Annotated in this window: 14 protein-coding genes; 3 read left to right on the top strand and 11 right to left on the bottom strand. The window is 70.5% G+C overall.

The features are described from left to right. Window positions 1-2: 2 nt before the first annotated feature. The gene (locus AC1IQ6_RS10490) at window positions 3-1,373 is read left to right on the top strand and encodes a sulfite reductase subunit alpha (RefSeq protein ID WP_485866285.1); all 1,371 of its coding nucleotides are present in this window, start codon (window positions 3-5) and stop codon (window positions 1,371-1,373) included. A 10-nt stretch (window positions 1,374-1,383) separates the two neighbouring features. On the opposite strand, the gene AC1IQ6_RS10485 is transcribed toward AC1IQ6_RS10490, so the two are convergent. Then, window positions 1,384-2,343 (bottom strand): tripartite tricarboxylate transporter substrate binding protein BugE, encoded by a 960-nt coding sequence (locus AC1IQ6_RS10485; RefSeq protein ID WP_168202099.1) that lies wholly within the window; start codon window positions 2,341-2,343, stop codon window positions 1,384-1,386. 34 nt (window positions 2,344-2,377) lie between these two features. Beyond that, on the bottom strand, window positions 2,378-3,847 hold the full coding sequence (locus AC1IQ6_RS10480) for an N-acyl-D-amino-acid deacylase family protein (RefSeq protein WP_485866284.1): 1,470 nt from the start codon (window positions 3,845-3,847) through the stop codon (window positions 2,378-2,380). Between the two features lie 93 nt (window positions 3,848-3,940). Here AC1IQ6_RS10480 and AC1IQ6_RS10475 point away from each other — a divergent pair, with 93 nt between their 5' ends. Continuing rightward, window positions 3,941-4,888, top strand: a complete 948-nt coding sequence (locus tag AC1IQ6_RS10475; RefSeq protein ID WP_102772219.1) for a LysR family transcriptional regulator — start codon at window positions 3,941-3,943, stop codon at window positions 4,886-4,888. A gap of 13 nt (window positions 4,889-4,901) precedes the next feature. Here AC1IQ6_RS10475 and AC1IQ6_RS10470 read toward each other — a convergent pair whose 3' ends face one another. From AC1IQ6_RS10470 to AC1IQ6_RS10460, 3 genes are read right to left on the bottom strand one after another with little or no spacing between them, the layout of a single operon-like run. Beyond that, window positions 4,902-5,348 (bottom strand): SRPBCC family protein, encoded by a 447-nt coding sequence (locus AC1IQ6_RS10470; RefSeq protein ID WP_102772220.1) that lies wholly within the window; start codon window positions 5,346-5,348, stop codon window positions 4,902-4,904. A gap of 40 nt (window positions 5,349-5,388) precedes the next feature. After that, window positions 5,389-6,219: a phosphoenolpyruvate hydrolase family protein gene (locus AC1IQ6_RS10465; protein ID WP_111824760.1), complete on the bottom strand. Its 831-nt coding sequence runs from the start codon at window positions 6,217-6,219 to the stop codon at window positions 5,389-5,391. 11 nt (window positions 6,220-6,230) lie between these two features. Next, window positions 6,231-7,442: a Tm-1-like ATP-binding domain-containing protein gene (locus AC1IQ6_RS10460; RefSeq protein WP_102772222.1), complete on the bottom strand. Its 1,212-nt coding sequence runs from the start codon at window positions 7,440-7,442 to the stop codon at window positions 6,231-6,233. A 162-nt stretch (window positions 7,443-7,604) separates the two neighbouring features. Between AC1IQ6_RS10460 and AC1IQ6_RS10455 the strand changes: the two genes are divergently transcribed. Then, window positions 7,605-8,252 carry a TetR/AcrR family transcriptional regulator gene (locus AC1IQ6_RS10455; protein ID WP_102772830.1) on the top strand — a complete coding sequence of 216 codons (648 nt, stop codon included), beginning with the start codon at window positions 7,605-7,607 and terminating at the stop codon, window positions 8,250-8,252. A 5-nt stretch (window positions 8,253-8,257) separates the two neighbouring features. On the opposite strand, the gene AC1IQ6_RS10450 is transcribed toward AC1IQ6_RS10455, so the two are convergent. From AC1IQ6_RS10450 to AC1IQ6_RS10425, 6 genes are all read right to left on the bottom strand, one after another. Continuing rightward, window positions 8,258-8,908: a GntR family transcriptional regulator gene (locus AC1IQ6_RS10450; RefSeq protein ID WP_102772223.1), complete on the bottom strand. Its 651-nt coding sequence runs from the start codon at window positions 8,906-8,908 to the stop codon at window positions 8,258-8,260. 33 nt (window positions 8,909-8,941) lie between these two features. Beyond that, complete coding sequence (locus AC1IQ6_RS10445) at window positions 8,942-10,006, bottom strand: NAD(P)-dependent oxidoreductase (protein WP_479731499.1); 1,065 nt, start codon at window positions 10,004-10,006, stop codon at window positions 8,942-8,944. Next, complete coding sequence (locus AC1IQ6_RS10440; protein ID WP_111824757.1) at window positions 10,003-10,680, bottom strand: RraA family protein; 678 nt, start codon at window positions 10,678-10,680, stop codon at window positions 10,003-10,005. The genes AC1IQ6_RS10445 and AC1IQ6_RS10440 overlap by 4 nt, the downstream gene beginning before the upstream one ends. Before the next feature lie 36 nt (window positions 10,681-10,716). Next, the gene (locus AC1IQ6_RS10435; RefSeq protein ID WP_102772226.1) at window positions 10,717-11,682 is read right to left on the bottom strand and encodes a Bug family tripartite tricarboxylate transporter substrate binding protein; all 966 of its coding nucleotides are present in this window, start codon (window positions 11,680-11,682) and stop codon (window positions 10,717-10,719) included. 52 nt (window positions 11,683-11,734) lie between these two features. After that, the gene (locus AC1IQ6_RS10430) at window positions 11,735-12,610 is read right to left on the bottom strand and encodes a DUF1932 domain-containing protein (RefSeq protein WP_479731497.1); all 876 of its coding nucleotides are present in this window, start codon (window positions 12,608-12,610) and stop codon (window positions 11,735-11,737) included. A gap of 106 nt (window positions 12,611-12,716) precedes the next feature. Next, window positions 12,717-13,535 carry an IclR family transcriptional regulator domain-containing protein gene (locus tag AC1IQ6_RS10425; RefSeq protein WP_485866283.1) on the bottom strand — a complete coding sequence of 273 codons (819 nt, stop codon included), beginning with the start codon at window positions 13,533-13,535 and terminating at the stop codon, window positions 12,717-12,719. Window positions 13,536-13,655 lie beyond the last annotated feature (120 nt).

Below are 13,655 nucleotides of genomic sequence, written 5' to 3'. Positions count from 1 at the left end.
CCATGGCAGCAACCCGGTTGATCGCGGCGGCATGCATGGTGGGGGCCTGGCTGCTCTTGTGCGCCTGGGCCTGGCGCCGCGCCCACCTCCACCGCGTGCAGCAGGCGCTGGCCCGACAGGCCCTGGACGCGCCGGTCCCCGACGACACCTTGCTGGTCGCCTACGCGACGCAGACCGGCTACGCCGAGATCCTGGCCGAACAGACCGCGCAATCGCTGCGCGCCGGCGGCCTGGCGGTGCGCGTGGCCGCGCTGGAACAGCTGGACGGCAGGCGTCTGGCCGAATATCGCCGCATGCTGTTCGTGGCCAGCACCTATGGCGAAGGCGATCCGCCCGACGCCGCCGCGGCCTTCGCCCAGCGCATGCAGCAGGCCGCGCCGGCGCTGGCCGGCTCGCAGTACGCGGTGCTGGCGCTGGGCGACAGCGAGTACGCGCACTTCTGCGGCTTCGGCCATCGCCTGGACGAGTGGCTGCACGCGCAGGGCGCGACGCCGCTGTTCGACCTGGTCGAAGTCGACAACGGCGATCCGGCCGCCCTGCGGCACTGGCAGCACCACCTGGGCCTGCTGGCCGGCCGCAGCGACCTGCCCGACTGGCAGGCGCCGGTCTACGAATCCTGGCGCCTGGCCGAGCGCCGCCACCTCAATCCAGGCAGCCAGGGCGGCCCCTGCTATCTGCTGACGCTGACCCCACCGCCCGGCGTCGCGCCCGGCTGGCAGGCGGGCGACATCGCCGAGATCGGCCCGCGCCGCGAAACCGGCGGCCCGCTGCTGGCGCACCGCGAATACTCGATCGCCTCGCTGCCCGAGGACGGCTCGATCCAGTTGCTGGTGCGCCAGATGCGCGGCGCCGACGGCGCGCTGGGCCTGGGCAGCGGCTGGCTGACCCACATCGCCCAGCCGGGCGATGCCATCGATCTGCGCGTGCGCGCCAACCGCAATTTCCATGCGCCGGCCGACGACCGCCCGCTGCTGCTGGTGGGCAACGGCACCGGCCTGGCCGGGCTGCGCGCGCTGATCAAGGCGCGCCGCGCCGCGGGCCGGCGGCGCAACTGGCTGGTGTTCGGAGAGCGCAACGCCGCGCACGACTGGTTCTGCCGCGTAGAGATCGACGCCTGGCGCGGAGACGGCACGCTGGAGCGCGTGGACGCGGTGTTCTCGCGCGACCAGCCGCAGCGCCGCTACGTGCAGCACCTGCTGCGCGAACAGGCCGACGCGGTGCGCGCCTGGATCGACGCCGGCGCGGCGGTCTACGTCTGCGGCAGCCTGCAGGGGATGGCCGGCGGCGTGGACGCCGCCTTGCAGAACATCCTGGGCGCGGCGCGCCTGCAGGCCATGCAGCACGACGGCCGCTACCGCCGCGACGTGTACTGAACGGCCGGGCTTACTGCAGCTTGATCTGCGCGCGCTCGATCACCGTCTTCCAGCGGTCGCGCTCGGTGCGGATCTGCGCGCCGAACTCGGCCGGCGTGTTGCCCAGCGGGAACGCGCCGGTCTCTTCCATCTTGGCCGCCGTCGCCGGATCGCGCACCGCCTGGGCGAACGCCTGCGCCAGCTTGTCGCGCACCTCGTCGGGCATGCCGGCCGGCCCCACCACGCCGTACCAGGCGGTCACGTCGTAGTCCTTGTAGCCCTGCTCCGCGAAAGTCGGCACGTCCGGCAGGCGCGGATTGCGCTGCGTGCCCGTGATGGCCAGCGCGCGCAGGTGGTTGCTCTTCAGGTACGGCAGCGAGGACGGGAAATTGTCGAAGATCACCGGCACCACGCCGCCCACGGTGTCGGTCAGCGCCGGCGCCGAGCCGCGGTACGAGATGCTGTTCATCTTGCCGCCGATGAGCTGCAGGAACCAGATCATGCCCAGGTCGTTGACCCCACCGGCGCCCGCGTTGGCGTAGCCGTCCTTGCCGGGATTGGCGCGCACGTGCGCCACGAAGTCGGCCAGCGTGCGGGCCGGATATTCCGGGTTCACGCTGAGGATGTTGGGGCTGGTGACCAGGTTGCTGATGGGCGTGAAATCCTTGACCGGGTCGTAGGCCAGCTTGGGAAACAGGTGCGGCGCGGTGCCGTGCGTGCTGACGGTGGCCAGCCCCACGGTGTAGCCGTCGGGTTTGGCGCGCGCCGTGGCGGTCATGCCTATGGTGCCGGAGGCGCCCGTGCGGTTCTCGACCACGACCTGCTGGCCGAGGATCTCGCCCGCCTTGGCCGCCGCCAGCCGGCCGACGATATCGGTGGGCCCGCCCGCCGGGAACGGCACGATCAGGGTGATGGGACGGTCGGGAAAGGCCGCCTGGGCGGCGGGCAGCACGGCGGCCAGCGCCAGGGCGATGCAGGTCTTGCGCAACATGATGCTTGTCTCCTGTGAAGGATGGTGGATGTCGTTATCGGTGGGAATCGGCCGCGGGCTGCGCCATCGCCTCGCGCCGCAGGATGCGGCCGGGGCGCGGCTGCCCGGCCAGCGGCGGATGGACCTGGCGGCCGTTGACCAGCACCTGCTCGACGCCGGCCGAGGCCAGCGTCGGCGCCTCCCAGGTGGCGCGGTCCTCGACGGTGTCGGCGTCGAACACCACGATGTCGGCCCAGGCGCCCTCCGTGAGCTGGCCGCGCCCGGCCAGGCCGAACACGCGCGCCGGCAGGGCGGTCATCTTGGCGACCGCCTCCTCCAGCGTCAGCAGCCGGGCCTCGCGCACGTAGCGGCCCAGCACCCGCGTGAAGCTGCCCCACAGGCGCGGGTGCGGATGCGCGTCGTTGGGCAGGCCGTCGGAGCCGACCATGCAGCGCTCGTGCCGGAAAATGCGCTGCACCTCGGCTTCGTCCATGGCGAAGTAGATCGCGCCCGCCGGGCACAGGCGGCGCGCCGCCGTGGTCTTGTCGCAGCCCCATTGCGCCGCGATGTCGCTCAGGTAGCGCCCGCCGCATTCGGGATGCGGGGTCGACCAGGTGATGCGGATGTCGTCGATGAGGTCGGCGCGCTCCGGAATCAGGATGGTGGAGCTGCCCGGATACGGGTAGATGTCCAGCGCCACGTCCACGCCCTCGGCGCGCGCGCGGTCGATATTGGCCAGCGTCGCGCGGCTCTTGCCCCAGTTGCGCGGCAGCATGCACTTGTGGTGCGAGAGCACGGTGGCGCAGCCGGTGCTGCGGCCCACTGACAGCACCTCTTCGACCGCGGCCTCGACCTCGTCGCCCTCGTTGCGGATATGGCTGGTATGCATGGCGCCGCGCGCGGCCGCCACCCGGGCCAGCCCTTCCAGCTCCGGCGGCTGCGCGGCGCCGCCCGGCTGGTACGCCAGCCCGGTGCTGAACCCCACCGCGCCCGCTTCCAGGGCGGCCTCCAGCATGCGCTCCATGGTCTGCTGTTCCTCGGCCGTCGGCTGGGCCGCCGGATCGCGCATGGCGGCCAGGCGCAGGTTGGCGTGCCCCACCAGGGCCGCCACGTTGATCATGGGCTGCTGCGCGCGCAGTTCGCCGAAATAGGCGTCCATGTCGGCGAACAGCGGCGTCTCGCCCAGCAGCGCCAGCGCCGCCGCGGTATTGCCGGGCAGCGGCGCGGGCGCGCCGCTGACGCCGCAATTGCCCACCACCACCGTGGTGATGCCCTGGCTGGTCTTCCATTCCAGGCCGGGCCGCTCCACGAACATCAGGTCGTCATGGCCGTGCACGTCGATGAATCCGGGCGCGACGATCTTGCCGCGGGCGTCCACGCGCCGCGCCGCGGCGGCCTGCGCCAGGTCTCCGATCGCGGCGATGCGGTCGCCCGACACGCCCACGTCGGCCCGCCGCCGCGGGCCGCCCAGCCCGTCGATGACCCAGCCGCCTTCGATGATGAGGTCCAGAGTGTGCTGCCGCATTGCCTATCCTGCCGGGAGGTGAAAAGGCCTAGTATCGGCGCACGGATCAATCTGGGAAAATTGTTTTTATTGATCCATCTATCGTGATTTGAAATGAATCGCCTGCCCAAGCACGTCACGCTCAAGCACCTGACCGCCTTCGTCGCGGTGGCGCAGGAATCCAGCTTCACGCATGCCGCCAAGCGCCTGTTCCAGACCCAGTCCTCGGTCACCGGCCTGGTGCAGCAGCTGGAGGAAGCGCTCGCCACGCAGCTGTTCGCGCGCACCAGCCGGCGCGTGCTGCTCACGGCGGCGGGCGAGGCCTTCCTGCCCGGCGTGATGCGGCTGCTGGCGGATTTCGACGGGGTGATCGAGGACGTGGTGCGCTTCGGCGCGCTGGAGCGCGGACGCGTGGGCGTGGCGGCCGCGCCGTCGGCCATCACCCAGATCATCGCGCCGGCGTCCGCCGCGTTCTGCGCCCGGCATCCCGGCGTGCGCCTGTACCTGAGCGACGACAACTCCGGCCGCATCCAGCGCAAGGTCGCGGCGCGCGAAGTCGATTTCGGCCTGACCAGCCGCTGGGCCGACGCGCCCGGGCTGCATTTCGACGCCGTGCTGGAAGACCGTTTCGGCGTGCTGTACCGCGAGGACGACCCGGCGCTGCGCCCCGGCCGCGGCGGCACGATGCGCTGGTCCGACCTGGCGCCGCGCAAGCTGGTGGGCGTGGTCGACGAGACCGGCATCATGGCCTTGCTGCGCGCCCGCGCCGACCTGCCGATCGAAGCGGCCGCGCCATTCTACGAGGCGTCCAGCACCACTTCGCAGGCCGCGCTGGTCAAGGCCGGGCTGGGCGTGGCGCTATTGCCCGCGCTGGCCGCCCAGCGCGTGCTGGAGCCGGGGCTGGCCTACGCGCTGCTGGCGCGGCCCACGGTGATGCGCACGGTCTGCATCATCCGGCCCAAGGAATATCCGTTGAGCCCGGCCGCCGAGGGATTGATCGGGGCGATCCGGGATTATCTGCGCACGGCGGAGCTGCCGGCGGGGTGCAGGCGGGTGGGGTGACCGCCCGCACTCCTTATTTGGCCGCGCGCAGCTTCTCGTCCAGGGCCGCCAGGCCCGCGGCGAACACGCCCTGGCCCACGGCCTTGGCCACGTCGCTCAGTTCCGCGCCTTCGACGCGGAAATCGGCCCACCACTGCACCAGCGTCTGGCCGCCTTCGGTGACGGGATGCAGCGACACGCCGGCGACGTAGTCGCGCATGGGCAGGTCGGTCTCGATGATGGAATAGCGCAGCGCCGTGCCGGGATCGTCCAGCATCAGCAATTGCTCGCGCACGAAACCCGAGGGCTTGAGCGTCAGGTACCGCACGCTGCCCACGGCGTCGTGGCGGCCGCCCTCTTCCAGGCGGCTTTCGGCGATGCCGGGATGCCAGGCGGCCAGGCCGTTGAAGTCGCGGAAGCTGGCCCAGACCTTCTGAAGCGGCGCATGGATGATGGCGCTGACGTGCACGGTGTGCGGCATACGGACTCCTGCGGGCGCGCGGCCCAGTGTGGTGACGGGATCAGAAAGTCAGGTTCTTGAACTCGCGCGTGGCGGCGGTCAGGGCCTGTTCGGTGGGCAGGCGCTCCATGGAACTGGCGCCGTAGAAGCCGTGGCAGTGCTTGCAGGCGCGCAGCACGTGCAGGGCGTCGGCGGGCGTGGCGATGGGGCCGCCATGGCACAGCACGATGACGTCCGGGCGCACGGCCAGCGCGGCGGCGGCGATGCGGTCGATGGCCGCCACGCAGTCGTCCAGCGTCAGGGCCGTTTCCGCGCCGATCGAGCCGCCGGTGGTCAGGCCCATGTGGGCCACGATGATGTCGGCCCCCGCGCGCGTCATCGCCACCGCGTCGTCTTCATTGAACACATAGGGCGTGGTCAGCATGCCCTTCTTGTGCGCCAGGCGGATCATGTCCACTTCCAGCGCGTAGCCCATGCCGGTCTCTTCCAGGTTGGCGCGGAAATTGCCGTCGATCAGGCCCACGGTGGGAAAATTCTGCACGCCGGCGAAGCCCTGGCGCTTGAGGTCGTCGAGGAACACGTCGAAATCGCAGAACGGATCGGTGCCGTTCACGCCGGCCAGCACCGGCGTCTTTTTGACCACCGGCAGGACTTCGCGCCCCATCTCCACCACGATCTCGTTGGCGTTGCCGTAGGCCAGCAGACCGGCCAGCGAGCCGCGGCCGGCCATGCGGTAGCGGCCCGAGTTGTAGATCACGATCAGGTCGATGCCGCCCGCTTCCTCGCACTTGGCCGACAGGCCGGTGCCCGCGCCGCCGCCCACGATGGGCGTGCGCGCGCGCACCATGGCGCGGAACTTGTCCAGTAGCTCGTTGCGGTCAAAACGCGGCATGGCGGCAATCCTCAGTGTGTAGCGATTTCAAGATAGTGTTCGACCGCCGTCTTGGCGAACAACGGGTCGTTGATGTGGCAAGGCACGCGCACCAGCCGGCGCTGCCCGGTCTGCTTGAGATTGGCCTCCAGCGCCCCGAACAGCGCGGCGTCGGCCTGCGGGTCCCAGAACGCCTGCCCCGGCGCGTCCAGCGCGGACACCCCGCCCTCCGGGATCAGGAAGCGCACCGGCCCCTGGCACTGGTTCAGTCTGGCCGCGATCCACTCGCCCTGGCGCGCGTTTTCCTCGACGGTGGTGCGCATCAGCGTCACCTGCGGGTTGTGGGGATAGAACTTGCGGCCCCGATAGCGTTCCGGAACCGTCTCCATCGCGCCGAAGTTCACCATGTCGAGCGCGCCGCAGGAACCCACGTAGGGCGCGCCCGTGCGGGCCACGGCGCCGAAGCGGTCCTCGGTGCAGGCCAGCACGCCGCCGAACAGCAGGTCGCAGACTTCGGTGGTGGTCAGGTCCAGCACACCGGCCAGCAGGTGGCTGTCGAGCAGCTTTTCCATCGACTGCCCGCCGGTGCCGGTGGCATGGAACACCAGGCAGTCGTAGCGCGATTCCAGCAGCGGCACCACCTGCTGCACGCAGGGCGTGGTCACGCCGAACATCGTGATGCCCAGCGCGGGCCGGCCGTCGTCCGGCGCGGCGCTGGCCGCCTGCCGGAACGCGCCGCCGATGGCGCCTGCGGCATTGCCCAGCACCCGCCGCGAAATGCGGTTCAGCCCCGCGACGTCGGTCACCGAATACATCATGGCGATGTCCGACGGCCCCACATAAGGCGCCACATTGCCCGACGCCATGGTCGAGACCATCAGCTTGGGGGTGCCGATGGGCAGCGCGCGCATGGCCGGCGTGATCAGCGCGGTGCCGCCCGATCCGCCCAGCCCCAGCATCGCGCCGATATCGGCGCGCCCGGCGGCGTAGCGTTCGAAGGCCTGCGCCATGGCGGCGATGGCGGTGCCGCGGTCGCCGGTGAACACCGCCGCCGTCCCCTGCGGGTGGCTGGCGGCGACCTCCTGGGCCTGCACCTGGGCGGCGCTGGCCGCGCCCGAGGTGGACACGTCCACCGACACCACGTCCAGCCCCTGCCCCTTGAGCAGCGCCACCACGTAGTCGGCTTCCTGGCCCTTGGTGTCGTAAGTGGCGGCCACGTAGACCCGCCGGTTCGAATGCGTCATGACTCCTCCGCGGGCGGCTACACTCGGTGCGCGCCTCGATATGTGGGGCCGCGAGGCCTGTAGAATCTAGAAATGAGACGAAAGAATCATACTGAGACACCTGTCTCACGTCAAACCCGATCCCCCGCCCGCAAAGCGCCCGCCGGGGCCGCCGCGGCCCGCCTGATCGCCCCCGCCAGCCCCCAGGCCGCGGCCAGCGGCGAGCCTCCGCACGGCCCGCGCGCGCGCATGCGCAAAACCCTGCTGGACACGGCCCAGCGCCTGATGGCGCAGGGCATCACGCCTTCGGTGGCCGAACTGGCCGGGCACGCCCAGGTCTCGCGCGCCACCGCCTACCGCTATTTCCCCAGCCAGAGCGCGCTGATCGCCGCGGTGGTGGACGAAAGCCTGGGACCCATCCTGGCCTGGGACTCGGCCGCGCCCGACGCGTCCACGCGCGTGGACGAGCTGCTGCGCTTCGCCTATCCGCGGCTGGAATCGCACGAGGCGCCGCTGCGCGCCGCCATCATGGTGTCCCTGCAGCAGCACGCCGAGGCCAGCGCCGGACGCGCCGGCGCAGAACCCCGGCTGGTGCGCGGCCACCGCGTCGACATCCTGAAGCGCGCCATCGCGCCGCTGGCCGGCCGGCTCACGCCGGCGCAGCAGGACCGCGTGGCCCAGGCGCTGTCGCTGGTGTACGGCACCGAGGTGTTCCTGGTGCTGAAGGACATCTGGAAACTGGAACTGCCCGAGGTCACCGAAGTCGCGCGCTGGACGGCCCGCGCCATCATCGAGCAGGCGCTGGCCGAGGCGGATGGGCGCGGGAAGTAGCCCGGCTACGCGCGCGACTTGCGGTGGCTGCGAAACAGCAGGTGCGTGGAAGCCAGATGGAAGCGCACCGCGATCTGGGCGCACTCCGCGTCGCGCGCGCGCAGCGCGGCGATGATCTGGCGGTGATGCTCCACGCTGCGCAGCATGTCGTCCCTGGTGTAGAAGTAGAACGAGCCGATGATGATCGGCATATCGAGCAGGCTTTCCACCATGGAGCGCACCCGGGCCGATTGCGCGGCGTTCAGCAGCGCGTGATGGAACTGGTTGTTGTAGTGCTGCACGCGCGCCACGCTGTCGGGGTCGTTGGAATTGACCGCGTCCAGCATGCACTGGTTGATGCGCTCCAGTTCGAGGATCTGTTCAGGGGTCGCGCGTTCGGCCGCCGCCTTGGCCGAATACGGTTCCAGCAGCATGCGTAGTTCGAACGCTTCGTCGATGTCGCGGTCCTGCCAGCCCAGCACCACCGCGCCGCGCCGGCCTTCGTGCTTGACCAGGCCGTCGGCCACCAGGCGCTCGATGGCGCTGCGCACCGGCGTGCGGCTGACGGAAAGCTCGGCCGCGATATGCTCTTCGCGCAGCCGCTCGCCCGGCATGAAAGCGCCCGCCATCAAGCGGCGGCGCAGCTCTCCATAGACGTAATCGCGGGCGCTGGACATGGTGGCGCGAGGCTCCGGAACAAGGTAGTCGAACTATACCGGAAGGCCATGCGGGGCATGGCGCTGCGCCAGCCGCTCCAGGAACCTGGGCCAGACCTCCGGATTCAACAGCCGCGCCGGGCGGCGGCCCGCCAGCATCGCGGCGATCTGGGCCGCGGACCCTTGCGCCACCTTGCGCCGGCCTTCGTGCGTCACGCCGCCCGTGTGATAGGTCGCCACCACGTCGGGACGCAGCAGCAGCGGGTGGTCCGGCGGCGGCGGCTCCTGGCTCCAGACGTCCAGGCCGGCGCCCGCCAGCCGTCCGTCCCGCAGCGCCGCCAGCAGCGCGTCTTCGTCGTGGATGCCGCCGCGCGCGGTGGAAATGAAAAGCGCGCCTGGCTTCATCCGCCCGAACTGCTCGGCCCCGAACATGCCGCGCGTCTCGCCGTTCAACGGACAGTGCAGGCTGACGACGTCGGCCGCGTCGAGCAGCGCCGCCAGGTCCGCCGGTTCGGCGCCGCGGCGTCGGATTTCCCCGGCCGGCAGCAGCGGATCGCAGGCGAGGACGCGCATGCCGAAACCGGCGGCGGCGCGCGCCACTCTGGCGCCGATTTCGCCGATGCCCACCAGGCCCAGCACCCGGCCTTCGATTTCATGCCCCATCAGCGCCTCGCGCGTGGCGGCGGTTCCCGCCAGCAGCGCGGCCTGGGAGGCGCGCAGGCGCTTGACCAGCGCCAGCAGCAAGGCGTAGGTCATTTCCGCCACCGAGGCCGCATTCGCGCCGGCCTGGTTGACCACGGCCACGCCGGCCCGCGTGCAGGCCGCCACGTCCACCGTGTCGTAGCCGGCGCCGCCGGAGGACACGCACAGCAACTGCGGGCATGCGGCCAGCAGGCTTTCCGACACCTGCCAGCGCGCGGGCACCTCGTCCTTGGCCGCGCTGACGTGGTAGGCGTGCGCGCCGGCCAAGCCGGCCGCCGTGACGGCGTCGCCATGCGCGGGCAGCACCTGCAGGGCGAGGCCCGGCTCGCGCCCGATGTCCGCGTCGAACGCCGGGTCGATCCACAGATCCAGCCGGGCCACGCGCATCGTGTCCTTCGGCCGCGGCGCTGCGCTCATGCCTGCCGCTCCGTGCAGCCCAGGGCTTTGAGCCTGGCGTCGATCCACGAGGTATCCAGCCTGCCGGCGGCGATGTCCGCCAGCATCTTGGTTTCCACTTCGTGCTTGGACGAGGCCGCCTGATAAAGCGCCTCGGTCTGCTCGTACGGGATCGACAGCAGGCCGTCGTCGTCTCCGACGATCAGGTCGCCCGGCGCGATCGTCATGCCGTCCAGCGCGATGACGCCATTGATCTCGCCCGGCCCGTCCTTGTAGGGTCCGCGGTGCGTCACGCCGGCCGCGTAGACCGGGAACGAGCCGCGCCGTATCGCGCCGCAGTCGCGGATGGCGCCGTTGATCACGATGCCGGCGAGGCCGCGCGCCTGCGCATAGCTGGTCATGATTTCGCCGATGATCGCGTTGGTCAGGTCGCCGCCCGCGTCCACCACGATCACGTCGCCCGGCTGGGCCAGCTCCAGCGCCTTGTGCACCAGCAGATTGTCGCCGGGCCGGGTGCGCACGGTCAGGGCCGGGCCGGCCATCGGACGGCCGTCGTGCATGGGCCGCAGGCGCGCGCCGCCCGCCGCCATGCGCGACATGCAATCGCTGATGTTGGCCACCGGAATGCCGCTGAACTTCTCCACGGTCTGCCTGCTCACCGCGCGCTTGCGGGCATGGATCTCAAAACCGATCATCTTTGCTCCTGTCTGGAAAATTGCGATGGCTCGCGGTCACTGCTTGGGAATGCCGGCGTCCTGCACGACCTTGCCGAAGATCTCGTGGTCGGCGCGGTGCTGGCGCGCCAGGTCGTCGGGCGTGCCCTTGAGGATGCTGTAGCCGGCGTCTTCCAGCTTCTTCACCAGTTCGGGGTTGGACTGCACGGCCTGCAGGGCCTGGTTCAGCGTGGCGACCACGTCGTCCGGCGTCTTGGCCGGCGCCATCAGGCCCCACCAGATCGACTGGTCCAGGCCCTTGAATCCGTTCTCCGCGAACGTCGGCACGTCGGGCAAGGCCGGCGCGCGGTCCTTGGCGACCACGGCCAGCGCGCGCACCTTGCCGCCGCGGATCTGCGGAAGCAGCGAAGCCACCGAGCCCACGTACATGTCGATCCGGCCGCTGGCCAGGTCCGGGAACGCCTGGCCCCAGCCGCGGTACGGCACGTGCATCAATTCGATGTTCGCGGCCTTGCGCCACAGATAGCCGGTCAGGTCGCCGGTGCCGCCGATGCCGGGAATGCCCAGCGAAACCTGGCCGGGGCGGGCCTGCGCCGCCTTGACCACGTCGGCCACCGTCTTGAACGGCGAGTCGGGCAGCACCACGAACACGCTGGGCGAAGTCGCCACCGGCCCGACCGGCCTGAAATCCTTGAAGGTGTCGTAGCTGAGCTTGTTGTAGAGCCAGGGGTTCAGCACGATGTTGTCGGTCTGGGCCATCACCAGCGTGTGGCCGTCGGGGCGGGCGCGGGCGGTGGCGTCCAGCGCCAGGTTGCCGCCGGCGCCGGGCTTGTTCTCCACCACCATGTTCCAGCCGCGGTCCTGGCCGATCGCGCTGGCCATCATGCGCGTCAGCGTGTCGGTGCCGCCGCCGGGCGGAAACGGGGAGATCAGGGTAATGGGCGCCGCGCCCATGTCGGCGGCGTTCACGGCGGCGCAGCCCAGCACGAGCGTGGCGGCCAACAGGTTCTTCAAGCGTTTCATCGTCTTCCTCACACGGTTTGATTTTTTTGACTGGCAGTTCCACGCGGCGCGCTCAACGCCGCTGCGCCAACGGCGCCAGCCAGGCCAGGCGCGCGTCCACCGAATCCGGCACGTCGAAATCGCCCCGGGCCCGGGCCGCGTCTATGCCGCGGCTGGTGCGCGCGAACAGCCGCTCCACGCCGTCGAGCACCAGCGGTTCCAGCCCGGCCTCGACCAGTTGCTCGCGCGCCTCGCGGACTTCGGCATGCCGGCGGCCGGCGTGCAACACGTGCGAACGGATGAAGGAATCCATGAAGGCGGTCAGCGGCGTGCGGTCGATGTCCGCCAGCACTTCGTAGAGCGAGGCGCGCAGCCCCATGGATTCGGCCGCCACCAGGCATTCCACCGCCAGGCTTTCCATGCCCTTGGTCATGATGCTGCGCAGCAGCTTCAGCCGCACGGCGTCGCCCGCCGCGCCGGCGATGGCGCGCGCCGGCGCCCCGCCGCTCTCGGCAAGGCGCAGCACGGCGTCGGCGCCCGTGCCGGCGCACAGCAAGGGCGTGCGCTCGGCCAGCAAGGCGATGGCGCCCATGATCGCCACGTCGGTGAAATCGATGCCCTGCGCGGCGGCGGCCGCCGCGGCGGCCTGCATGTCGGCCGCGCCGGCCGTGGTGAAGTCGGCGTAGACGGCGTCGGCGCGCATGTGGGGGAAGCTCTGCTGCGCCACCTCGCGCGCGGCGTGGCCGTACACGGCCGACACCACGATGTCGGCCTCGCGCAGCCAGGGTCCGGGCGCCGCGTGCAGTCCGGCGCCATAGCGGCGCGCGCGCGCGGTCATTTCCTCGTCCTGGCGCAGATCGCAGATGCCGGCCATTCGATGGCCGGCATCGGTCCACGCCTGCGCGTAGCAGGACCCCACTTCACCGCAACCCAGCAAGGCGATTTTCATTTCTATAAATACATAAAAAATACAATGATGCGTTTATAGAACGAAAATACGCAGAAACTTATCGGTAATAACCCGTAGTTTTAATACATTAAAAAAACAATTTGCCTCAAGCGCGGCGGGTCATGCCGGCCGAGATGGCGCGCGCCGTGCGGCACAGCGGCTCCAGGCACTGCTCGACCATCTGGTCGGCGGTGCGCACGCCCTGTATCCACACGATGTTCACGCAACCGTAGAGCCGCCCCGGCGCCGCCACGATGGGAACGGCGATGGCCTCCAGCCTGTCGTTCTGATCCCTGCGCGGCTTGTCGTAGTCGCCGCCGAAGCGCTGCTCGCGCAGCCCGTAACCCTGGCTGCGCGTCTGCTCCAGCATTCTGTCCACGGCGGCGCCATCGTGCGCCAGCGCGTCGCCCTCGCGGCGGCTGCGGCGCAGCGCCGCCAGGATCGACTCGCGCTCCTTGTCGGCGCAGAACGCCAGATAGGCGCGGCCCACGGCGGAACGCAGCATATTGATCTGGAAGCCGATGTTGTCCCTGCGTATCGTGAAGTACGACTGGCTGCGGTTGGTCTCGCGCACGATCATCGCGCTGCCGCGGCGCACCGTCAGGTCCGACGGCCACAGCACCTTGGCCTGCAGGCGGTCCAGTTCGGGCGCCGCGCACTGGCCCAGCAGGTCCAGCACGCGCGCGCGCCGGCTGGGTTCGTTGAGCGAGCTGGCCGGACAGAAATAGTCGTCGGCGATCCGCCGCCAGATCAGCCCGCGCAATTGCAGCGTCGCCAGGATGCGCAGCAGCGTGGCCTTGGCGTAGCCGGTGCGCACGTGCAATTCCTGCAGGCTCGCGCCCTGCGAGGCGCGCACCTCGTCCAGCACGATCAGGCCGCGCTCCAGCGCGTCTATCGTCTTCACTTTCGGGGCCCAGCGGGTCATTGCGTCTCCCTTTTCCGCGCCTTCCGCGGATTTCACTCGGTGAAACTCTAGCAAAACCTGCTTGAGCCGCCCAGTCCGCTCCAAATATCGTGAAGCCTATCGAAAGCCGATGTGGCGAAC

It is taken from the genome of Achromobacter sp. MUI-25009338 (assembly GCF_057359325.1).
The sequence above is the reverse complement of the archived record's forward strand: the minus strand, read 5'-3'. Positions and strand labels throughout refer to the sequence as shown.